The organism is Pseudomonas quebecensis, assembly GCF_026410085.1.
GTDB classification, from domain to species: domain Bacteria; phylum Pseudomonadota; class Gammaproteobacteria; order Pseudomonadales; family Pseudomonadaceae; genus Aquipseudomonas; species Aquipseudomonas quebecensis.
In genome coordinates this window covers 960,940-983,336 of sequence record NZ_CP112866.1, presented here as the reverse complement: position 1 = coordinate 983,336, position 22,397 = coordinate 960,940, and the positions used below count along the sequence as shown (strand labels likewise).

Sequence of the window (22,397 nt, the reverse complement as noted above, 5' to 3'; positions counted from 1 at the left end):
GCACCCACATTGGACCGTGTCAGTCTTCGAGCTGGTGGCGTTCGTTCTCGATGGCTTCGGCCAGGGCTCGGGCTTCGTCTTCTTCGTCGCTCAGGGGCGGCTGTTCGAGGGCGGCGACGGCGGCCAGGAGTTTTTCACGGGCTTGGGCCACGCCGAGGATATCTTCCTCAGGTTCAGGCTCGACCTCCACGCTCATCCGGGTTTCCGGCTCGGCCGCCCCATCACGCAGCAAATCATCAAAGTCGGTCTTGATGCCCTGCTCCATGTCGTCCAGTTCCAGCAGCAAGGTATGGAAACTGGTCTCGTCCTTCGGCTCTTCCGGCTCGGCCGTGGCATCGGCCAGTTCCTGCAAACTCGCGGGCACCGGTGCGTCGTCGAAATCCAGAACCGGTTCGGCCTCCATTTCGCGCAATTCGGCAAGCGGCGGAAGGTCGTCGAGATTCTTCAGGTTGAAATGGTCCAGGAACACCTTGGTGGTGGCGAACATCGCCGGTTTTCCCGGTACGTCGCGGTAGCCGACGATGCGAATCCACTCACGCTCCAGCAATGTCTTGACGATATGGCTGTTGACTGCCACGCCGCGCACATCCTCGATCTCGCCACGGGTAATCGGCTGCCGATAGGCGATCAACGCCATGGTTTCCAGCATCGCCCGCGAGTAGCGCTGCGGGCGCTCTTCCCACAATCGGCCAACCCAGGGGGAAAATTTCTCACGGATCTGCAGGCGATAACCCGACGCCACTTCGCGCAGTTCAAAGGCCCGGCCGTCGCAGGATTTGCGCAGAATTTCCAGGGCCTTCTTGAACACCGGCGGCTCGGGGCGTTCGGCCTCTTCAAACAGTTCGAACAGGCGCTCCAGGGACTGCGGCTTACCCGAGGCCAGGAGAAAAGCCTCCAGCAGCGGCGCCAGTTCGCGGGGTTCAGTCAGATTCATCGTTTCAGCTCTTTATTCGGCTCGCGCCCGCACGTGGATAGCCGCAAAAGGCTCATTCTGGACCAGCTCGACCAAGGACTCCTTGACCAGTTCAAGGATCGCCATAAAGGTCACCACCACCCCCAGGCGCCCTTCTTCAGCGGTGAACAGCTCGACAAACGGCACGAAACCGCCGCCTTTAAGGCGTTCCAGCACATCGCTCATGCGTTCGCGGGTAGACAGCGCTTCGCGGCTGACCTGGTGGCTTTCAAACATGTCGCCACGGCGCAGCACCTCGGCCATGGACATCAGCAATTCCTCCAGGCTCACGTCCGGCAACAGCTTGCGCGCGCGGGCCTCGGGTGCGTCGAGCTTGGGCACCACCACGTCGCGGCCGACGCGGCTCAAACCGTCGATGCCCTCGGCGGCGGCCTTGAAGCGTTCGTACTCCTGCAGACGTCGGATCAGTTCGGCGCGCGGGTCATCCTCTTCGGCCTCCACTGTCTCCGAACGCGGCAGCAACATGCGCGATTTGATCTCGGCGAGCATGGCGGCCATCACCAGGTACTCGGCCGCCAGTTCCAGGCGCACCGACTGCATCAGCTCGACATAGCCCATGTACTGGCGGGTGATTTCCGCCACGGGGATATCGAGAATATTAATGTTCTGCTTGCGAATCAGGTACAGCAGCAAGTCCAGCGGGCCTTCGAACGCTTCCAGGAACACTTCCAGCGCATCCGGCGGGATGTACAGGTCCAGCGGCATTTCCATGACCGCCTGGCCGTAGACCATGGCGAACGGCAGTTCCTGCTGGGCGCCTGCCTGGGGATCGACGGTTTCCACGGCCGACATTCAGGCCTCGGCCATGAAGGGCGCGGGGTCGCCGCAGCCGATCCGGATCACTTCCGGCTCGCCGTCTGCCAGATTGATCACGGTGGACGCCTTGGCGCCGCCGAAACCGCCGTCGATGATCAGGTCCACCTGTTTTTCCAGGAGCTGACGCATCTCGTACGGATCTTCCAGCGGCTCGGTCTCACCGGGCATGATCAGCGATACGCTCATCAGTGGCTCCCCCAGCTCGGCCAGCAGCGCCAGGGCAATCGGATGTTCCGGCACGCGCAGGCCGATGGTGCGCTTCTTGGGGTGCAGCAGCAGGCGCGGCACTTCGCGGGTAGCGTTGAGAATAAAGGTGTAAGGCCCCGGCGTGTGCGCCTTGAGCAGTCGAAACGTGCCGGTATCGACCTTGGCGAACAGGCCCAGTTGGGACAGGTCGCTGCAGATCAGCGCAAAGTTGTGCTTGTCGTCCAGCTGACGCAGGCGTCTGACACGCTCGACTGCGCTTTTGTCGCCGATCTGGCAACCGATCGCGTAGGACGAATCCGTTGGATAGATCACTACGCCGCCGGCGCGAATGATCTCCACGGCCTGTTTAATCAGGCGTGGCTGGGGGTTTTCCGGATGAATCTGGAAGAATTGACTCACGTGCTCTACCTGTTCAGACGGTGGCAATAATGGGGTCATGCTTGAATCGCCCCCACAAGAGCGGCAAATCTTCCGGGACGGGCCGATATTCGCCAATCTCGGACCAGCCGCCTGGGCCATGAAAATCACTGCCGGCACTGACCAGCAGACCAAATTCGCGGGCAAGAATCGCCAGGCTGCCGACCTGTTCGGCGGGTTGATGCCCGTTGACCACTTCGATGGCGTGGCCTCCCGCTCCAATATAGTCGCCAATCAGTTTGCGACGTTTGCTGCGGGTGAAATCATAATGCCAGGGATGCGCCAGGCTGACCCAGGCACCGGAGGCCCGCAGGGTGTCGACGGTGTCCTCCAGGGTTGGCCAGTGTTGCTTGACGTCACCCAGCTTACCGGCGCCCAGCCATTTACGAAAAGCTTCGGCCCGGTCTCGCACAAACCCTTCGCGCACCATCCAGTCGGCAAAATGCGGACGGGCCGGTGCGTTGCCGCTGTCGCCCAGTTCCTGCTGGATGGCTCGCGCACCGTCGAGGGCGTTAGGCATGCCTTTAAGGCTGAGCTTGCGGCTTATTTCTTCGGACCGCAGCCAGCGCCCATCGTGCAAATCGGCGATGGCCTTGACCAGCGGCGCGGCCTGCTGATCGAAACCGTAGCCCAGTACATGAATAGTGGCGCCACCCCAGGTGCAGGACAATTCCACGCCGTTGACCAGTTGCATGCCCAGGGCCTGGGCCGCCGCGCGGGCTTCGTCGAGGCCTTCAAGGGTGTCGTGGTCGGTCAACGCCAGGACTCGCACCCCGTGCTCATATGCCCGCGCAACCAGTACCGCGGGCGCCAGGGCGCCGTCGGAGGCCGTGCTGTGGCAGTGCAAATCAACATTCACGGGGGTGTGTAACCTCAAGTCAGGTGGCGCTTTCGCTGCCAAGGATGTTTGTTATTATGCCGACACATCCAGCTTCTGGCTCTTACTGTGAAACAATTCATCGACTTCATCCCGCTGTTGCTGTTTTTCATCGTTTACAAACTCGACCCCAGGGTCATCGATATCGCCGGCCATGAGCTGACCGTCGGAGGCATCTACAGCGCCACCGCAGTACTGATCATCAGCTCCATTGTGGTCTACGGCGCCCTCTTCATCTCCCAGCGCAAACTGGAAAAAAGCCAATGGCTGACCCTGGTCGCGTGCCTGGTCTTCGGCAGCCTGACCCTGGCGTTCCACAGCGAAACCTTCTTGAAATGGAAAGCCCCGGTGGTGAATTGGCTGTTCGCCCTGGCGTTCATCGGCAGCCACTTCATCGGCGATCGGCTGCTGATCAAGCGGATCATGGGCCATGCGCTGACCCTGCCGGAGCCGGTCTGGACCCGCTTGAACGTGGCGTGGATTGCGTTTTTCATCTTCTGTGGGGCCGCCAACCTGTTTGTGGCCTTCACATTCCAGGATTACTGGGTCGACTTCAAAGTGTTCGGCAGCCTGGGCATGACCGTGCTGTTCCTGATCGGCCAGGGCATCTACCTGTCGCGCCATCTGCATGACACCGACCCCACCACGCCGAAAACCGAGGACTGACATGCTCTACGCCATCATTGCCACCGATGTTGCCCACTCCCTGGAAAAACGCATGTCCGTGCGCCCGGCCCATGTCGAACGCCTCAAGCAACTGCAGGCCGAAGGGCGTATGGTGCTGGCCGGCCCGCACCCGGCCATCGAGAGCAATGACCCAGGCGAGGCCGGTTTTACCGGCAGCCTGATCGTCGCCGAGTTCCCAACCCTGGCTGAAGCCAGGGCCTGGGCCGACGCCGACCCATACGTCGCGGCGGGCGTCTATGACAGCGTGGTGATCAAGCCTTTCAAGCAAGTCCTGCCTTAACCTGCAGGCGTGCCGAACCTATTGCGTTCGGCACACTCCTAATTGCTCATTATTCCCGGTAACCTGCCGACAACTTTCTGAATATTCGTGTGGAATCAGGAGTTCCGATGCGCTTACGTCAGTTGTGTCTGTTGGCAGTGTTAATGATCGGGGCCAAGGCCCACGCGGAAGACCCCTCAAACACCGGCGGCTCCACGCCTTTGTCCTTGAGTGCCGGCGCCCAGATCACCGAGTTGCAGCAACGCTTGAAAGACAGCGAACGGCAGCGTGAAGAACTGAGCAAGCAACTGCAAAGCGCCGATGCGACCCGCGAAAGCGCCCAACTGAGCCGCCTTCGCCAAGAGAACCAACGCCTGGCCCAGCAACTCAAAGACGCACAGGGCGGCGGCTTGACCCGATGGCTGACCGAGCAACAACAGTGGTTTGTCACCGGCGGCGCCGTCGCTCTGATTGCCCTGTTGTGCGGGATCTTCGCCAGCGGCGGGCACCGGCGTCGTCGACAATGGCTAAATTGAGTGAGTCATGAGCGAGCTGTTACTGATAGATGATGACCAGGAGCTCTGCGAGCTGCTGACCAGTTGGTTGAGCCAGGAAGGCTTCCAGGTGCGTGCGTGTCACGATGGCCTGAGTGCGCGCAAGGCCTTGGCCGACAGCGCCCCGGCTGCCGTGGTGCTGGACGTGATGCTGCCCGACGGCAGCGGCCTGGAGTTGCTCAAGCAGTTACGCACCGACCACCCGGAGTTGCCGGTGCTGATGCTTTCGGCGCGTGGCGAACCGCTGGACCGCATCCTCGGCCTGGAGCTGGGCGCCGATGATTATCTGGCCAAACCCTGCGACCCTCGGGAACTGACTGCACGCCTGCGCGCCGTGCTGCGCCGCAGTCACCCGGCCGCCGTGTCGACCCAGCTCGAACTGGGCGACCTGTGTTTCAGCCCGGTACGCGGCGTGGTCAGCATCGATGAACAGGAATTCACCCTCACCGTTTCCGAGAGCCGCCTGCTCGAAGCCCTGCTTCGCCAGCCCGGCGAGCCGTTGGACAAACAGGAACTGGCGCAGATCGCCCTGGGCCGCAAGCTCACCCTGTACGACCGCAGCCTGGATATGCACGTGAGCAACCTGCGCAAAAAGATCGGCCCGCACCCTGATGGCCGGCCACGCATCGTGGCATTGCGCAGCCGTGGCTATTACTACAGCCTGTAGATTAAAAAGCCCGGCATGTTGGCCGGGCATTTACTCACTGTTCATCTCAATTGTTTTTCATCGCGTCCGTAGTAGCTTTTATTATTGCCTTGGCAGCCTCGACGCTGATGGGCAACGGTGCCTGTAAATCATCCTGGTCAGCTTTGGGCCGATGATGGAAATAGCGCAACAGTGCAATAAGCAGCAGCGTAGGCACTGTAGAGAGGGACACGATGATCGGAATATCTCCCGCGCTGTGCGGGCGAACGGCGGCGAAGAAATACCAGACACCGGCTGAGATTCGAATATTCCCAAGAAAGACGAAGCCCAGCAGCGCCAGGTAAAACAATAGGATTAACGCGACAGTCACATTGGTCAGGCGCTTTTCCCACCTGAACCGCCAGGCTTCTCTTCTCAAATAGTCACTGATCAGGCCAGGATTATCAGCCTCGCCGCCAGACAGATCGTCGCTGCTATCAATCATAAAAGCCCAATCGCCTTGAGCCGGAACTCCATCGCAGCCGTAGAGACCCCGAACGCACTGGCCAACTTTGCGATATCGGTGATTCGCTGCTCAATGACCATATGTTTGACCAATGCCGCCGGCATCAGGAGCGCTGCGGCAAAGCGGTTGGCCGCCACTTCCCTGGGGTCCCGCGACTTGGCGCTGAACTGCTCCGAGGTGTCTCGCGGCGCGTCCAGGTCGCCATATACGTGGTGGCCGATCTCATGCGCAATAGTGAAACGTTGCCTGACCGGAGCGTCCATGAAGTTATAGGTAATCAGCGGGTTGCCACCGCGAAAAGAATAATGCCCGCTTTCAGTGGCACGCCACTTTTCGGGCTCATCCGGGGTAAGCGCCTCAACTTCTATTCCCATCGCCTCGGCAATGTTCTTTGGACTTACCGGCAAGCGACCATCCCAGTGAGCGCGCAGGACGTCGTCTGCAGTTCTGTACTCCATACGCCTCCCTTATAAGTTTAGAACTCAACATTTTGGTGGGTTGAATTGAGGGCAAATGTTGCATAGGGCCAAGCCCTCGTCAAATTGTAGTTGACACAAGTACAAGCATTCGTTCCTGCAATATTTAGTTTAACTGTATATACATACAGCTAAGGCGCCGAAGTATGCCCGTATTCATGACGAACGTGGCAGCGCTGTTACAAAAGAGCACGCTTAAGTTATGTCAGCGCCCATCGTATGGCTCTTTACCGAAGCTTTACCCACACCTGACCGCCGCTGACCTTGGTCTGCGTAACCTACTCACATCCGGATTCACCGGAATACAGACAGGAGAATCACCATGCGCAAGACCCTTATCGCTTTGATGTTCGCCGCAGCCCTGCCCACTGTCGCCATGGCCATGCCGGAAGGCCCGACACCAGGCCCGATGGGCGGCCCTGAAGGCCACATGATGGGTGGCCCGGGTCACGGCGAACACGGTCCGCGCGGCAAAGGCGGTCCGTTCAGCCAACTGGACCTGAGCAAAGAACAGCGTGAGCAGATCGGCAAGCTGATGGGCGATCAATGGCACGCTCGCAAGGATCTGGTCAAAAAGTACCTGGCCAAACTCCCGGCCGCCGACCAGAAAGCCATGCAGGATGAAATCGATGCCGGGCGTCAGAAAACCCAGGCCGATATCCGTAACCTGCTCAAGCCCGACCAGCAGAAGAAGTACGACGAGATCGTCAAGAAACAAGCCGAGCGTCGGGCCGAGTGGCAGCAATTCCAGGCCTGGAAAGCGCAACAGCCGCAAAAAGCGCAATAATGCTCTGGCGTTAATCTCCCAGCCCAGTGGCCCACGCCACTGGGCTTTTCCTGTTTGAGGGTGTCCTGTGCGTTCATTGTTCTGGCGGATCCTGGCGAGTTTCTGGCTGGCCATCGCCCTGGTTGCCGGTTTGTCGATCCTGCTGGGGCACATGCTCAATCAGGATGCATGGATTCTCAGCCGCCACCCTGGCCTCAACAACCTGGCCCAGGAGTGGACCCAACTCTACGAGGCCCAGGGCGAGGACGCGGCCCAGGAGTTGCTGCAGCAACGCAAGCGCCAGTATCACATTGATGTGCAAGTGCTGAACGAAAGCGGCGACCCGGTGGTGCGCGGCACCTTTCCGCGTCGCGCCGCGGCGTTCGAAGCCCGGCAAAACGACAGCAAGGACGGCCACCTGCCCTGGCGCCGCCTGACCGCCGAGTACACCAGCGACAAAACCGGCGACACCTATTTGCTGATCTACCGCATTCCTCATCCGGAACTCGACGAATGGCATCGCAGCAGTCTGGCCTGGCCCTTGAGCGCCCTGGCCATCGCCCTGGTGGTGCTGACGCTGTTCAGCCTGTTCGTCACCTTGTCCATTACCCGTCCGCTCAGCCGCCTGCGCGGCGCGGTACACGACCTGGGCCAGGCCACCTACCAACAGAACAGCCTGGCGCGCCTGGCCAATCGGCGCGATGAATTCGGCGTATTGGCCACCGACTTCAACCGCATGGGCGCCCGCCTGCAAAGCCTGATCGGCAGCCAGCGCCAGTTGTTGCGCGACGTGTCCCACGAACTGCGCTCGCCCCTGGCGCGTCTGCGTATCGCCCTGGCCCTGGCCGAACGCGCCAGCCCCGAAGAACGCGAGCGACTCTGGCCGCGCCTGACGCGCGAATGCGACCGCCTGGAGGCGCTGATCAGCGAGATTCTGGTATTGGCCCGCGTTGACGCCGACAACGCCAGCGCCGAAGAGGTGGACCTCAACACGTTGCTCAAAACCTTGCAAAAAGACGCCCAGCTCAGCGCACCCGACCAAGTGGTGCGCCTGACCACCGACGCCGACCTGCACCTCAAGGGCTGGCCGACCATGATCGAGCGGGCGGTGGATAACCTGCTGCGCAATGCCCAGCGCTTCAACCCTGCGGGCCAGCCCATCGAATTACAGGCCCAGCGTCTGGGTGAGCGCATTGTGATCAGCGTGCGCGACCACGGCCCCGGGGTCGATGCCGAACACTTGAGCCAACTGGGCGAGCCGTTCTACCGCGCCCCAGGCCAGACCGCCCAGGGCCACGGGCTGGGCCTGGCGATCGCACGGCGAGCGGCGGAACGCCACGGCGGCAGCCTGGAGCTGGCCAATCACCCGACCGGCGGCTTTATCGCCAGCCTCGACCTGCCGCTGCAACCCGGGGTTGTCACACCCGCCGGCTGATCTTCTATAGTGGTCCTTCTCCCGGAGGGCCTTTGATGACTGACCTGCTGACTTCCATCCAAGCCGCGCTCGATCTACCGCAGACGCCGCTGCCTCTGACCGGCGCCGGCGCCCTGCCCTCGGCCTTCGCCGTGACCGACCTGGCCTGCGCCGGCCTCGGCGCCGCCGGCCAGGCCGTGGCCGAGCTGATCCGGCAACAGACCGGCCGCCTGCCCGACGTCAGCGTGGACCGACGTCTGGCGTCCTGGTGGTTCTCGTCCTCACTGCGCCCGCGGGGCTGGCATGTGCCGCCGCTGTGGGACCCGGTGGCCGGCGATTACGCCAGCGCCGACGGCTGGATTCGTCTGCACACCAACGCGCCCCATCACCGTGCCGCCGCCGAGCAGGTGCTGGGCCAGGTCCGTGATCGCACCGAGATGGCCGGCAAGGTCGCCGCCTGGAAGGCCGCGGAACTGGAGCAGGCAATGGTCGAGGCCGGCGGTTGTGCCGCGCAGATGCGTACCGGGTCGGCCTGGCAGCAACATCCCCAAGGGCAGGCGGTGAATGCCGAGGCGCTGGTGCAGCGTCAGACGTTTGCGGCCACCACGGCCAAACCCTGGCGCGGCTCGGTGGCCCGCCCGCTGGCAGGGCTCAAGGTGCTGGACCTGACCCGCGTCCTGGCCGGCCCGGTGGCCAGTCGCTTCCTGGCCGGGCTGGGGGCGGATGTGCTGCGCATCGACTCGCCGACCTGGGACGAACCGGGCGTGGTGCCGGAAATGACCCTGGGCAAACGCTGCGCGCGGCTGGATTTGAAAACCCAGGATGGTCGGCAGCTGTTCGAAGCCTTGCTCAAGGACGCCGACCTTTTGTTCCACGGTTATCGCGCCGACGCCCTCGAACGCTTGGGCTACAGCGCCGACAGCCTGCAACGCCTGGCCCCCGGCCTGATCGACGTGAGCCTTAACGCCTATGGCTGGAGCGGCCCATGGCGCAACCGCCGCGGCTTCGACAGCCTGGTGCAGATGAGCTGCGGCATCGCCGAGGCGGGCATGGCCTGGCAACAGGCGGACAAACCGCTGCCGTTGCCAGTGCAGGCGCTGGACCACGGCACCGGCTACCTCATGGCCGCCAGCGCGCTGCAGGCATTGCGCGAACGCTTGCAGTCCGGACGTGGTGGATCGGCGCGCTTGTCCCTGGCGCGTACGGCAAAGCTGCTGATGGAAGCAGGGCAAGCGCCGCAGGAACCGGCGCTGAGGCCCGAGGAGCCAGGCGACCTGGGGCTGCTGGTCGAACACACCCATTGGGGCCCGGCGCACCGGCTGCTGCCCCCCGTGAGCATCAACGGCACACCGCTGCAATGGGATCGGCCGGCCGTAGAATTGGGTTCACATCGGCCACAGTGGTGATCGACCGTCCAGGCGTACGGCTGCCCGTCACAATGACAATACCCCGCTGTATAACCCGTATGCCGCCAGGCCCGCGCCGGCGATCACGCAGCTGAAAATGCCTTTTTCCACGTGGGTAAACAACGGTAGAGCCTGTTCGCGCTTGGCCAGGGCGAACAGGATCACACCGGGCGCATAGAGCAACGCCGACAACAGCAGGTACTTCAGACCTCCGGCATACAGCAGCCAGATCGCATAACCGAGGGCGATCAGGCCGATAAGCAAGTCTTTGAGGCGCTCGCGGGGCGCGTCTTGATAGGTCTCGCCGCGCCCGCTCAGCAACACTGCGTACGCCGCCGACCACAGGTACGGCACCAGAATCATCGAAGAAGCCAGGTAGATCAGCTTGGTGTAGGTGCTGTGGGAAAACAGCGTGATCACCAGGAATGCCTGGATCATCAGGTTGGTCAGCCACAGCGCGTTGACCGGCACCTGGTTGGCGTTTTCCTTTTTGAGGAACGCCGGCATGGTCTTGTCATGGGCCGTGGCGTACAGAATTTCCGCGCACAACAGTGCCCAGGACAACAACGCACCGAGCAGCGACACTGCCAGCCCGACGCTGATCAACAGCGCGCCCCACGGCCCGACGATGCGCTCAAGTACCCCGGCCAGCGACGGGTTCTGCAGCCCCGCCAACTCCGGCTGGCTCATGATGCCCAGAGACAGCACATTCACCAGCACTAACAGCGCCAGCACGCCGAGAAAACCGATCACCGTGGCTCGCCCTACGTCGGCACGTTTCTCGGCCCGCGCCGAATACACGCTGGCGCCTTCAATGCCGATAAACACAAACACGGTGACCAGCATCATGTTGCGCACCTGCTCCACCACCCCGCCGATCTGCGGGTTGCCCAGGCCCCAGATATCCCGGGTGAACACGTCAGCCTTGAACGCGACGGCGGCGATCACGATAAACATCAGCAGCGGGACGATTTTTGCGATGGTGGTGATCTGGTTGATGAACGCCGCTTCCTTGATGCCGCGCAGCACCAGGAAATGCACAGCCCACAGCAACAATGAGGCGCAGCCGATGGCCAACGGGGTGTTGCCCTGACCGAAGACCGGGAAGAAATAGCCGAGGGTGCTGAACAGCAAGACGAAGTAGCCGACGTTACCCATCCAGGCGCTGATCCAGTAACCCCAGGCCGATGAAAAGCCCATGTAGTCGCCAAAGCCGGCCTTGGCGTAGGCATACACCCCGGAGTCCAGCTCCGGTTTGCGGTTGGCCAGGGTCTGGAACACGAAGGCCAGGGTCAGCATGCCCACGGCAGTGATCGCCCAGCCGATCAACACCGCGCCCACTTCGGCACGTGCCGCCATGTTCTGCGGCAACGAGAAAATTCCCCCACCGATCATGGACCCCACCACCAGCGCGATCAGGCCGCTGAGGCGAAGTTTCTCGCTTGTTTGAGACATGAGTACTCCTGACTGAATAACCACTTGAGTCGACAACTGTGCACCCAACTTAATTTAACTAATCGAGTGTAGCGCTTGTTTACGGCGCCACTATTTCGCCATGCTCATAACGCAAGCGCATGACAGATGTTCGAGTTTAGGCTTATTTAGAATTTAAATACGGCGCACACTTTAAATCATTGCGCGCTTGTTCGCGGTCAGCGTCGAAAAAGTTTGCACATTTGGCAATCCCGTCTAGCTTCAAACCCCATGCCTTGCACTAAATGATTAATTCCAACGCACAAAGCGCTCTGGAACAAGCCTCTGCGGGAAAATCCGTGCGTACAGGGTCGCCGTTAAGTCATTAATTCGCAATGGAATGTGCCAATGAAGTGATCTGAGTCAGCTGTTTGATCAGCTTACGGATTTATTCTGTGGCCTCTCTTCTCCTGCATTGGAGTCATGCAATGTCTGAATCTCCCGGAAAACTTCGATTAGGCGCCCTGGTTGCACTTGTCGTCGGTTCGATGATCGGCGGCGGCATCTTTTCACTGCCGCAAAACATGGCCGCGAGCGCCGATGTGGGCGCGGTATTGATCGGCTGGGTCATTACCGCGATCGGCATGCTGACCCTGGCATTCGTGTTCCAGACCCTGGCCAATCGCAAGCCCGACCTCGACGGCGGCGTGTACGCCTACGCCAAGGCCGGGTTTGGCGACTACATGGGCTTCTCATCGGCCTGGGGTTATTGGATCAGCGCCTGGCTGGGTAACGTCGGCTACTTCGTGCTGTTGTTCAGCACCCTGGGCTATTTCTTTCCGATCTTCGGCGAAGGCAATACGCCAGCGGCGGTGATCGGCGCCTCGGTGTTGCTGTGGGCCGTGCATTTCCTGGTGCTGCGCGGCATCAAGGAAGCGGCGTTCATCAACCTGGTGACCACCGTCGCCAAGGTGGTGCCGCTGGTGCTGTTCGTGTTGATCGCCCTGTTCGCGTTCAAGCTGGATATCTTCACCGCTGACATCTGGGGCGTGAAAAACCCGGACCTGGGCAGTGTGATGAACCAGGTGCGCAACATGATGCTGGTCACCGTATGGGTGTTCATCGGCATCGAGGGCGCGAGCATCTTCTCGGCACGCGCTGAAAAACGCAGTGACGTGGGCAAGGCCACCGTGATCGGGTTCATCACGGTGCTGTTGTTCCTGATGCTGGTGAACGTGCTGTCCCTGGGCATCATGACCCAACCGGAACTGGCCAAGCTGCAGAACCCATCGATGGCCGCTGTGCTGGAGCACGTGGTCGGCCACTGGGGCGCGGTGTTGATCAGCGTCGGCCTGATTATCTCGCTGCTGGGCGCGTTGCTGTCATGGGTGCTGCTGTGCGCGGAGATCATGTTCGCCGCCGCCAAGGACCACACCATGCCGGCGTTCCTGCGCAAGGAAAACGCCAACCACGTGCCGACCAACGCACTGTGGCTGACCAACGCCATGGTCCAGCTGTTCCTGGTAATCACACTGTTTTCCGCCAGTACGTACCTCTCGCTGATCTACCTCGCCACCTCGATGATCCTGGTGCCTTACCTGTGGTCGGCGGCCTACGCGCTGCTGCTGGCGGTGCGTGGCGAGACCTACGAAAACGCCCTGGCCGAGCGCAAAAAAGACCTGTTCATCGGCGCCGTCGCGCTGATCTACGCGATCTGGCTGCTCTACGCCGGCGGCATCAAGTACCTGCTGCTGTCCGCCCTGCTCTATGCGCCCGGCGCGATTCTGTTCGCCAAGGCCAAGCATGAACTGGGCAAACCGATTTTCACCAACGTCGAGAAGCTGATTTTCGCCGCGGTAGTCATAGGCGCCCTGGTGGCTGCCTACGGGCTCTACGACGGCTTCCTGACCTTGTAATTGTTGTTCATTGGAGGATCTGAAATGACCACGGAAAAAGTGAAGTACGGCGTCCACTCCGAAGCCGGCAAACTGCGCAAAGTCATGGTGTGCTCCCCAGGTTTGGCCCACCAGCGGCTGACCCCCAACAACTGCGATGAACTGCTGTTCGATGACGTGCTGTGGGTGGCGCAGGCCAAGCGCGACCATTTCGATTTCGTCACCAAAATGCGCGAGCGGGACATTGATGTGCTGGAAATGCACAACCTGCTGACCGATATCGTCGCCCTCCCTGAGGCGCTGGACTGGATCCTGGCGCGCAAGATCACCGCCAACACGGTAGGCCTGGGCCTGGTCGATGAAGTCGGCTCCTGGCTGCGCAGCCTGGAGCCGCGCAAAATCGCCGAGTTCCTGATCGGCGGCGTGTCGGCCGATGACCTGCCGAGCAGCTTCGGTGGCCGCACCATCGAGATGTTCCGCGAATTCCTCGGCCACTCCAGCTTCATCCTGCCGCCGCTGCCCAACACTCAGTTCACCCGCGACACCACCTGCTGGATCTACGGCGGCGTGACCCTCAACCCGATGTACTGGCCGGCGCGACGTCAGGAAACCCTGCTGACCAGCGCCATCTACAAATTCCACCCCGAGTTCACCAACGCCGACTTCCAGATCTGGTACGGCGACCCTGACCAGGAGCATGGCGCCGCCACGCTTGAAGGCGGTGACGTGATGCCGATCGGCAATGGCGTGGTATTGATCGGCATGGGCGAGCGCTCGTCCCACCAGGCCATCGGCCAGCTGGCGCGCAACCTGTTCAAGAACAACGCCGTGGAGCGCGTGATCGTCGCCGGCCTGCCGAAGTCCCGCGCAGCGATGCACCTGGACACCGTGTTCAGCTTCTGCGACCGCGACCTGGTCACCGTCTTCCCTGAAGTGGTCAATCAGATCGTGCCGTTTACCCTGCGTCCTGACGAGAGCAAGCCGCACGGTATCGATATCCAGCGGGAGAAAACCAACTTCGTCGAGACCGTGGCCGCGGCGCTCAACCTCAAGGCCCTGCGCGTGGTCGAGACCGGCGGCAACAGCTTCGCCGCCGAGCGCGAGCAGTGGGACGACGGCAACAACGTGGTGGCCGTGGAGCCGGGCGTGGTAATCGGCTACGACCGCAACACTTACACCAATACCCTGCTGCGCAAGGCCGGCGTGGAAGTCATCACCATCAGCGCCGGTGAACTCGGCCGTGGCCGTGGCGGCGGCCACTGCATGACCTGCCCGATCATCCGCGACCCAATCGACTACTAATTTTCAAGCCATGGCCGCCGCTCATAAGGCGCCGGCCATGGGGATAACCTAAACAGAAGGAGATCCATCATGGCTTTCAATATGCGCAACCGCAGCCTGCTGTCGCTGATGCACCACACCACTCGTGAGCTGCATTACCTGCTGGACCTGTCCCGCGACCTCAAGCGCGCCAAGTACACCGGCACTGAGCGTCCGCACCTGCAAGGCAAGAACATCGCGCTGATTTTCGAAAAAACCTCCACCCGCACCCGCTGCGCGTTCGAAGTGGCGGCCCATGACCAGGGCGCGCACGTCACCTACATCGACCCCGTGTCGTCGCAGATCGGCCACAAAGAAAGCATGAAAGACACCGCGCGCGTGCTTGGCCGGATGTTCGATGCCATCGAGTACCGTGGCTTCGAACAGGAAATCGTCGAAGAACTGGCCAAGTTTGCCGGCGTGCCGGTGTTCAACGGCCTCACCGCCGAGTTCCACCCCACCCAAATGATCGCCGACACACTGACCATGCGCGAACATAGCGACAAACCGCTGCATGACATCAGCTACGCCTACCTGGGCGACGCGCGCTACAACATGGGCAACTCGCTGCTGATGATCGGCGCCAAGCTCGGCATGGACGTGCGCATCGGCGCGCCGAAAGCCCTGTGGCCCCATGAAGATTTCATCAAGCAATGCCAGGCCTTCGCCGAGGAAAGCGGCGCGCGCATCACCATCACCGAAGACCCCAAAGAAGCCGTGAAGGGCGTGGACTTCATCCACACCGATATCTGGGTGTCCATGGGCGAACCGGTGGAAGCGTGGGACGAGCGCATCGAGCAACTGCTGCCGTACCAGGTCAACGCCCAGATGATGAAAGCCTCGGGCAACCCTCGGGTGAAATTCATGCACTGCCTGCCGGCGTTCCACAACAGCGAAACCAAGGTCGGCAAAGACATCGCCGCGCGCTACCCGAACCTGGCCAATGGTGTGGAGGTGACCGAAGAGGTGTTCGAGTCGCCGGCCAACATCGCCTTTGAGCAGGCGGAAAACCGCATGCACACCATCAAGGCGATTCTGGTATCGGCGCTGGCGGATATCTAAAGGCTACACGGGTGAAGTGTGGGAGGGGCCTGCCCCCGCCCACCTTGGTCCTGTGTTCGCAACATCGAACTTTGGAAGGACATTCTTTATGCGCATCGTCGTAGCCCTGGGCGGTAACGCCCTGCTCCGCCGTGGTGAACCCATGACCGCGGACAACCAACGCGCCAATATCCGCATCGCCACCGAACAGATCGCCAAGATCCACCCCGGCAACGAGCTGGTGATCGCCCACGGCAATGGCCCGCAGGTCGGCCTGCTGTCGTTGCAGGCGGCGGCCTACACCAGCGTCTCGCCCTACCCGCTGGACGTGCTGGGCGCCGAGACCGAAGGCATGATCGGCTACATCATCGAACAGGAGCTGGGCAACCTGCTGGACTTTGAAGTGCCGTTCGCCACCCTGCTCACCCAGGTGGAAGTCGACGCCAACGACCCGGCGTTCAAGCACCCCACCAAGCCCATCGGCCCCGTGTATTCCAAGGACGAAGCGGAAAAACTCGCCGCTGAAAAAGGCTGGGCGATTGCCCCGGACGGCGATAAATACCGCCGCGTGGTCGCCAGCCCACGCCCCAAACGCATCTTTGAAATTCGCCCGATCAAGTGGCTGCTGGAAAAAAGCGCCATCGTGATCTGCGCCGGCGGCGGCGGCATCCCGACGATGTATGGCGAAGACGGCAAACTGCAGGGCATCGAGGCCGTGATCGACAAAGACCTGTGCTCGTCGCTGCTGGCCACGCAACTGGACGCGGACTTGCTGGTGATCGCCACCGACGTCAACGCAGCCTTTATCGATTATGGCAAGCCGACCCAGAAGGCCATCGGCCAGGCCCACCCCGACGACATGGAAAAACTCGGCTTCGCCGCCGGCTCCATGGGGCCCAAGGTACAGGCCGCCTGCGAGTTCGCCCGCCGCACTGGCAAAACCGCCGTGATCGGTTCACTCTCGGACATCGAAGCCATCGTCCAGGGCACCGCCGGTACGCGCATCAGCACGGCGACACCTGGCATCACCTATCTGTGAAGTAGAGGAGATTCGCCTATGGCTACCTTTGAACCGGGACACTTGCACGTCGAACGCCACGCGTTGAACAAGGATGACTACAGCTACAACCTGTGCATCGATTACGAAGTCAGCCAGGACCCAAAGGAAGGTAAGGGCATGCTGTTCAAACTGCACGGTTCGGTCCAGGGCCAGGACCTCAAGGAAGAGTTCTTTTTGCCCAAAGACCAGGCCTTCGACTTTGCCCGGCATGCGATGAACATTGCGCAGAAATATGGGATGCCGAAGATGGCCGTACTCAATGGCTCAATGCACAAGCAGTACGACCTGATGTTCGAGGACGTGCGGCATCAGTTGGACGTGAAATCGGGCGATCCGGTCAAACCCGAACACCTGGGATAATCCGGTCGCGCTGACCCACTACCGTTCGATCTGTGGGAGGGGGCAAGCTCCCTCCCAGTTTGATCTCTATCGCCTGCAAGGCATACTGGGCACCCTCCGCATCCCAGAATCCAACGCCACCTCATGCGTATCCACGTCAGCTTCATCGACCGCGTCGGCATTACCCAGGAAGTCCTGGCCTTGCTCGGTGGGCGTAACCTCAACCTGGATGCGGTGGAAATGGTGCCGCCCAACGTCTATATCGATGCACCGACGTTGAGTGCCGAAGTACTTGAAGAACTGCGTGACGCGCTGTTCAGCGTGCAGGGCGTGCAGGCAGTGACCGTGGTGGACATCCTCCCCGGCCAACGCCGCCACCTGCAACTCGACGCCCTGCTGGCCGCCATGACCGACCCGGTGCTGGCCGTGGACAGCGCCGGCAAGATCCTGCTGGCCAACCCGGCGTTGATCGCGCTGTACGGGCGCGAACCGGCCGGCGAAAGCATCAGCGCGCTGTTCAATGACGCGGCCCTGCTGGAGACCTTGCTGGAGGTAGGCTTTCGCCTGCCGCTGCGCGAAATCAGCGTCAACGGCCAAACCTGGTTGCTTGACGCCACACCCATCACCGACGCCGGCGCCCTGCTCACCCTCTACCAGCCCAACCGCATCGGCGAACAACTGTCGGCCCTGCACCACGACCATGCCGAAGGCTTCGATGCGCTGCTGGGCGAGTCCCCGGTCATCCGCACGCTCAAGGCCCGCGCACAACGGGTGGCGGCGCTGGACGCGCCGTTGTTGATCCAGGGCGAAACCGGTACCGGCAAGGAACTGGTGGCCCGCGCCTGCCACGCCATCAGCGCACGCGCCAGTGCGCCGTTCCTGGCGTTGAACTGCGCGGCGCTGCCGGAAAACCTGGCCGAGAGCGAATTGTTCGGCTACGCCCCCGGCGCCTTTACCGGCGCGCAGCGCGGCGGCAAACCGGGGCTCATGGAGCTGGCCAACCAGGGCACGGTATTTCTCGATGAAATCGGCGAAATGTCACCGTACCTGCAAGCCAAATTGCTGCGTTTTCTTAACGACGGCAGCTTCCGGCGCGTCGGTGGCGACCGTGAGGTGAAGGTCAACGTGCGCATCCTCAGCGCCACGCACCGCGACCTGGAAAAAATGGTCAGCGAGGGCACCTTCCGCGAAGACCTGTTCTATCGCCTCAATGTGCTCAACGTGGAAGTGCCGCCCCTGCGCCAACGTGGTCAGGACATTCTGCTGCTGGCGCGCTATTTCATGCAGCAGGCCTGCGCGCAGATCCAGCGTCCGGTGTGCCGCCTGGCGCCCGGCACCTACCCGGCGCTGCTGGGCAACCGCTGGCCGGGCAACGTGCGCCAGTTGCAGAACGTGATCTTTCGCGCGGCGGCGATCTGCGAAAGCAGCCTGGTGGACATCGGCGACCTGGATATCGCCGGCACCTCCGTCGCGCGTCAGAGCGATGGTGAGGTCGACAGCCTGGAACAGGCCGTGGAAGACTTCGAGCGCGACCTACTCGAAAAGCTCTACACCAGCTACCCCTCGACGCGCCAACTGGCCAGCCGCCTGCAAACTTCGCACACGGCCATTGCCCATCGACTGCGCAAGTACGGTATTCCCAACAAGCCCTGACATCGGGTGCAGGGGAGTTGACTATGGAACACCGGCAAGCCCCCTCCCACATTGTGTGCATTGCCAGGGTTTGGTCTGAGAACGACATTCACTGTACTGAAAGCGCTACAGCGTAACGATATCGCTACAACCCTGTTTTTTGCGCGCCATGCAAGGCTTTGATCCACATAGGCTTTTTTTCAGCAGCCCAGCTGTAGCGAAATCGCTACAGCTAAAGCGTCTCCCTTTCCGCCAAATTCTATTAAGCCTTTGGTTTTTATAGATTAAATTACATTGGCCGCGATTTTGCTAAGCAACTCCTAATTATTCCAATCCCGTCCACCAGACGAATTCTGGCCCTGAGGAGTTTGCATGAGCGAGTTGCGTTTTACCGAAGATCACGAATGGCTGCGCGCCGAAGCCGATGGCAGCGTCACCGTGGGCATCACCGCTTTCGCTCAGAACGCGCTGGGTGATGTGGTTTTCGTACAACTGCCGGAGTTGCAGACTTACGATAAGGGCGCCGAAGCATCCACCGTCGAATCGGTCAAAGCCGCCAGCGGCGTGTACATGCCGTTGGACGGTGACGTGCTCGAAGTGAACGACAAACTCAGTGACAGCCCGGAACTGGTCAATGAAGACCCACTGGGCGAAGGTTGGTTCTTCCGCTTTAAACCGGCCGATGCCAATGCAGTGGCTAAGCTGTTGGATCAGGATGCGTACGACCGCCTGATCAAAGCCAACGCTGAAGCCTGAGGAGCGCGCCATGACCATTGAATTGAGCACCGCCAACGAATTCATCGCCCGCCACATCGGCCCGCGCCAGGCAGACGAGCAGCACATGCTCGCCAGCCTGGGCTTTGACTCCCTGGAAGCCCTGAGCGCCAGCGTGATCCCGGAAAGCATCAAGGGCACCAGCGTGCTCGGCCTGGAAGACGGCCTGAGCGAAGCCGAGGCGCTGGCGCGGATCAAAGCCATCGCCGGCCAGAACCAACTGTTCAAGACCTACATCGGCCAGGGTTACTACAACTGCCACACGCCGTCGCCGATCCTGCGCAACCTCCTGGAAAACCCGGCCTGGTACACCGCCTACACCCCCTACCAGCCGGAGATTTCCCAGGGCCGCCTGGAAGCACTGCTGAATTTCCAGACCCTGATCAGCGACCTCACCGGCCTGCCGATCGCCAACGCCTCGCTGCTCGACGAAGCCACCGCCGCCGCCGAAGCCATGACCTTCTGCAAGCGCTTGAGCAAGAACAAAGGCAGCAATGCCTTCTTCGCCTCGATCCACAGCCACCCGCAGACCCTTGACGTGCTGCGCACCCGTGCCGAGCCATTGGGCATCGACGTGGTGGTGGGCGACGAACGCGAACTGAGCGACGCCAGCCCATTCTTCGGCGCCCTGCTGCAATACCCGGCCAGCAATGGCGATGTGTTCGACTACCGCGAGCTGACCGAGCGCTTCCATGCCGCCAACGCCCTGGTGGCCGTGGCTGCCGACCTGCTGGCACTGACCCTGTTGACCCCACCGGGCGAATTCGGCGCCGACGTGGCCATCGGCAGCGCGCAGCGCTTCGGTGTACCGCTGGGCTTTGGTGGGCCGCACGCCGCCTACTTCTCCACCAAGGATGCGTTCAAGCGCGACATGCCGGGCCGTCTGGTCGGCGTGTCCGTGGACCGTTTCGGCAAGCCGGCCCTGCGTTTGGCCATGCAGACCCGCGAGCAGCACATCCGCCGCGAGAAAGCCACGTCCAACATCTGCACCGCTCAAGTGCTGCTGGCCAACATCGCCAGCATGTATGCGGTGTACCACGGCCCTAAAGGCCTGACGCAGATCGCCCAGCGCATTCACCAATTGACCGCCATCCTCGCCAAGGGCCTGACCGCTCTGGGCGTTAAGGTCGAGCAAGCGCACTTCTTCGACACCCTGACCCTCAACACCGGTGCCGCCACCGCCGCCCTTCACGACAAGGCCCGTGCCCAGCGCATCAACCTGCGGGTGGTCGACGCCGAGCGGGTCGGCCTGTCGGTCGATGAAACCACCACCCAAGCCGACATCCAGGCGCTGTGGGCGATCTTCGCCGACGGCAAGGCCCTGCCCGCCTTCGATGCCCAGGTCGACAGCTGCCTGCCGGCGACGCTGCTGCGTCAGTCGGCGATCCTCAGCCACCCGGTGTTCAACCGTTATCACTCCGAAACCGAATTGATGCGCTACCTGCGCAAACTGGCCGACAAAGACCTGGCGCTGGACCGCACCATGATCCCGCTGGGTTCGTGCACCATGAAGCTCAATGCCGCCAGCGAGATGATCCCGGTGACCTGGGCCGAGTTCGGTGCCCTGCACCCATTCGCTCCGGCCGAGCAAAGCGCCGGCTACCAGCAACTGACCGCGGACCTGGAAGCCATGCTCTGCGCAGCCACCGGCTACGATGCTATCTCCCTGCAACCGAACGCCGGTTCCCAGGGTGAATACGCCGGTCTGCTGGCGATCCGTGCCTACCATCAGAGCCGTGGCGAAGCCCGTCGCGATATCTGCCTGATCCCCTCGTCGGCCCACGGTACCAACCCGGCCACCGCCAACATGGCCGGTATGCGCGTGGTCGTCACCGCCTGCGACGCCCGTGGCAACGTCGACATCGAAGACCTGCGCGCTAAAGCCATCGAGCATCGCGAGCACCTGGCCGCACTGATGATCACCTACCCGTCCACCCACGGCGTGTTCGAAGAAGGCATCCGCGAAATCTGCGCGATCATCCACGACAACGGCGGCCAGGTGTACATCGACGGCGCCAACATGAACGCCATGGTCGGCCTGTGCGCACCGGGCAAGTTCGGCGGCGATGTGTCCCATCTGAACCTGCACAAAACGTTCTGCATTCCCCACGGCGGTGGCGGCCCGGGCGTCGGCCCGATTGGCGTCAAATCGCACCTCACGCCATTCCTGCCGGGCCATGCGGCCATGGAACGCAAGGAAGGCGCGGTGTGCGCGGCGCCATTCGGCAGCGCGAGCATCCTGCCGATCACCTGGATGTATATCAGCATGATGGGCGGCGCGGGCCTCAAGCGCGCTTCGCAGTTGGCGATCCTGAACGCCAACTACATTTCCCGTCGCCTCGAAGAGCACTACCCCGTGCTGTACACCGGCAGCAACGGCCTGGTGGCGCACGAGTGCATCCTGGACCTGCGCCCGCTCAAGGACAGCAGCGGCATCAGCGTGGATGACGTGGCCAAGCGTCTGATCGACTTTGGTTTCCATGCCCCGACCATGTCGTTCCCGGTGGCGGGCACCCTGATGATCGAACCGACCGAGAGCGAATCCAAGGAAGAGCTGGACCGTTTCTGCGACGCGATGATCGCCATCCGCGAAGAAATTCGCGCGGTGGAAAACGGCACCCTGGATAAAGACGACAACCCGCTCAAGAACGCGCCACACACTGCGGCCGAACTGGTGGGCGAATGGAGCCACCCGTACAGCCGTGAACAGGCGGTGTACCCGGTGGCCTCGTTGATCGACGGCAAGTACTGGCCACCGGTTGGCCGGGTCGACAACGTGTTTGGCGATCGCAACCTGGTGTGTGCGTGCCCGTCGATCGAGCTTTATGCCTAAAGCAGTTGTAAGCGGCAAGCTACCAGCTGCAAGTTAAAAGCCGAATGGCTCTTTCTTGCAGCTTGTGGCTTGGAGCTTGCCGCTGCT

At 61.8% G+C, this 22,397-nt stretch carries 22 protein-coding genes; 15 read left to right on the top strand and 7 right to left on the bottom strand.

Going from position 1 to position 22,397, the window contains the following annotated elements; translation table 11 throughout:
• Positions 1 to 19: 19 nt before the first annotated feature.
• Genes scpB through OSC50_RS04625 form a run of 4 tightly spaced genes read right to left on the bottom strand, consistent with a single transcriptional unit; the run spans position 20 to position 3,272 of the window.
• Positions 20 to 934 carry an SMC-Scp complex subunit ScpB gene (gene scpB / locus OSC50_RS04640; RefSeq protein ID WP_266246541.1) on the bottom strand — a complete coding sequence of 305 codons (915 nt, stop codon included), beginning with the start codon at positions 932 to 934 and terminating at the stop codon, positions 20 to 22.
• A gap of 12 nt (positions 935 to 946) precedes the next feature.
• Positions 947 to 1,765 carry a segregation and condensation protein A gene (locus OSC50_RS04635; RefSeq protein WP_010208145.1) on the bottom strand — a complete coding sequence of 273 codons (819 nt, stop codon included), beginning with the start codon at positions 1,763 to 1,765 and terminating at the stop codon, positions 947 to 949.
• Entirely contained in the window at positions 1,766 to 2,395 is a 630-nt protein-coding gene (locus OSC50_RS04630) for an L-threonylcarbamoyladenylate synthase (RefSeq protein ID WP_181080087.1), read from the bottom strand.
• Positions 2,396 to 2,408: 13 nt separating this feature from the next.
• Positions 2,409 to 3,272, bottom strand: coding sequence for a PHP domain-containing protein (locus OSC50_RS04625; protein WP_181080086.1), 864 nt, complete (start codon positions 3,270 to 3,272; stop codon positions 2,409 to 2,411).
• A gap of 87 nt (positions 3,273 to 3,359) precedes the next feature.
• Here OSC50_RS04625 and OSC50_RS04620 point away from each other — a divergent pair, with 87 nt between their 5' ends.
• From OSC50_RS04620 to OSC50_RS04605, 4 genes are all read left to right on the top strand, one after another.
• Positions 3,360 to 3,956 (top strand): septation protein A, encoded by a 597-nt coding sequence (locus OSC50_RS04620; RefSeq protein ID WP_040269290.1) that lies wholly within the window; start codon positions 3,360 to 3,362, stop codon positions 3,954 to 3,956.
• 1 nt (position 3,957) lies between these two features.
• Positions 3,958 to 4,257 (top strand): YciI family protein, encoded by a 300-nt coding sequence (locus OSC50_RS04615; protein ID WP_181080084.1) that lies wholly within the window; start codon positions 3,958 to 3,960, stop codon positions 4,255 to 4,257.
• 107 nt (positions 4,258 to 4,364) lie between these two features.
• Positions 4,365 to 4,772: an SH3 domain-containing protein gene (locus OSC50_RS04610; protein WP_181080083.1), complete on the top strand. Its 408-nt coding sequence runs from the start codon at positions 4,365 to 4,367 to the stop codon at positions 4,770 to 4,772.
• 7 nt (positions 4,773 to 4,779) lie between these two features.
• The gene (locus OSC50_RS04605) at positions 4,780 to 5,457 is read left to right on the top strand and encodes a response regulator transcription factor (RefSeq protein ID WP_181080082.1); all 678 of its coding nucleotides are present in this window, start codon (positions 4,780 to 4,782) and stop codon (positions 5,455 to 5,457) included.
• 46 nt (positions 5,458 to 5,503) lie between these two features.
• Here OSC50_RS04605 and OSC50_RS04600 read toward each other — a convergent pair whose 3' ends face one another.
• Together OSC50_RS04600 and OSC50_RS04595 are read right to left on the bottom strand one after the other, a co-directional pair.
• Positions 5,504 to 5,920: a hypothetical protein gene (locus OSC50_RS04600; protein WP_181080081.1), complete on the bottom strand. Its 417-nt coding sequence runs from the start codon at positions 5,918 to 5,920 to the stop codon at positions 5,504 to 5,506.
• Positions 5,917 to 6,399 (bottom strand): ImmA/IrrE family metallo-endopeptidase, encoded by a 483-nt coding sequence (locus tag OSC50_RS04595; protein WP_181080080.1) that lies wholly within the window; start codon positions 6,397 to 6,399, stop codon positions 5,917 to 5,919. The genes OSC50_RS04600 and OSC50_RS04595 overlap by 4 nt, the downstream gene beginning before the upstream one ends.
• 340 nt (positions 6,400 to 6,739) lie before the next feature.
• On the opposite strand from OSC50_RS04595, the gene OSC50_RS04590 reads away from it, so the two are divergent.
• From OSC50_RS04590 to OSC50_RS04580, 3 genes are all read left to right on the top strand, one after another.
• Positions 6,740 to 7,204 (top strand): LTXXQ domain protein, encoded by a 465-nt coding sequence (locus tag OSC50_RS04590; RefSeq protein ID WP_181080079.1) that lies wholly within the window; start codon positions 6,740 to 6,742, stop codon positions 7,202 to 7,204.
• A gap of 67 nt (positions 7,205 to 7,271) precedes the next feature.
• Entirely contained in the window at positions 7,272 to 8,618 is a 1,347-nt protein-coding gene (locus OSC50_RS04585) for a sensor histidine kinase (RefSeq protein WP_181080078.1), read from the top strand.
• 35 nt (positions 8,619 to 8,653) lie between these two features.
• Positions 8,654 to 10,003 carry a CoA transferase gene (locus OSC50_RS04580; protein ID WP_266246547.1) on the top strand — a complete coding sequence of 450 codons (1,350 nt, stop codon included), beginning with the start codon at positions 8,654 to 8,656 and terminating at the stop codon, positions 10,001 to 10,003.
• A 27-nt stretch (positions 10,004 to 10,030) separates the two neighbouring features.
• Here the strand turns inward: OSC50_RS04580 and arcD (OSC50_RS04575) are convergent, their stop codons facing one another.
• On the bottom strand, positions 10,031 to 11,458 hold the full coding sequence (gene arcD / locus OSC50_RS04575; protein ID WP_266246548.1) for an arginine-ornithine antiporter: 1,428 nt from the start codon (positions 11,456 to 11,458) through the stop codon (positions 10,031 to 10,033).
• Between the two features lie 446 nt (positions 11,459 to 11,904).
• Here arcD (OSC50_RS04575) and arcD (OSC50_RS04570) point away from each other — a divergent pair, with 446 nt between their 5' ends.
• From arcD (OSC50_RS04570) to gcvP, 8 genes are all read left to right on the top strand, one after another.
• The gene (gene arcD / locus OSC50_RS04570; RefSeq protein ID WP_181080075.1) at positions 11,905 to 13,332 is read left to right on the top strand and encodes an arginine-ornithine antiporter; all 1,428 of its coding nucleotides are present in this window, start codon (positions 11,905 to 11,907) and stop codon (positions 13,330 to 13,332) included.
• 24 nt (positions 13,333 to 13,356) lie between these two features.
• A complete protein-coding gene (gene arcA / locus OSC50_RS04565; protein WP_253509139.1) occupies positions 13,357 to 14,613 on the top strand; it encodes an arginine deiminase in 1,257 nt (418 codons plus the stop codon).
• Positions 14,614 to 14,682: 69 nt separating this feature from the next.
• On the top strand, positions 14,683 to 15,693 hold the full coding sequence (locus tag OSC50_RS04560; RefSeq protein WP_034100131.1) for an ornithine carbamoyltransferase: 1,011 nt from the start codon (positions 14,683 to 14,685) through the stop codon (positions 15,691 to 15,693).
• Positions 15,694 to 15,781: 88 nt separating this feature from the next.
• The gene (arcC, locus tag OSC50_RS04555) at positions 15,782 to 16,711 is read left to right on the top strand and encodes a carbamate kinase (RefSeq protein ID WP_181080073.1); all 930 of its coding nucleotides are present in this window, start codon (positions 15,782 to 15,784) and stop codon (positions 16,709 to 16,711) included.
• A gap of 18 nt (positions 16,712 to 16,729) precedes the next feature.
• Entirely contained in the window at positions 16,730 to 17,092 is a 363-nt protein-coding gene (locus OSC50_RS04550) for a DUF5064 family protein (RefSeq protein WP_181080072.1), read from the top strand.
• Between the two features lie 123 nt (positions 17,093 to 17,215).
• Positions 17,216 to 18,724, top strand: a complete 1,509-nt coding sequence (gcsR, locus tag OSC50_RS04545) for a transcriptional regulator GcsR (protein WP_181080071.1) — start codon at positions 17,216 to 17,218, stop codon at positions 18,722 to 18,724.
• A gap of 351 nt (positions 18,725 to 19,075) precedes the next feature.
• A complete protein-coding gene (gcvH, locus tag OSC50_RS04540) occupies positions 19,076 to 19,459 on the top strand; it encodes a glycine cleavage system protein GcvH (RefSeq protein ID WP_181080070.1) in 384 nt (127 codons plus the stop codon).
• Between the two features lie 10 nt (positions 19,460 to 19,469).
• On the top strand, positions 19,470 to 22,310 hold the full coding sequence (gene gcvP / locus OSC50_RS04535) for an aminomethyl-transferring glycine dehydrogenase (protein WP_253509143.1): 2,841 nt from the start codon (positions 19,470 to 19,472) through the stop codon (positions 22,308 to 22,310).
• Positions 22,311 to 22,397: the final 87 nt, after the last annotated feature.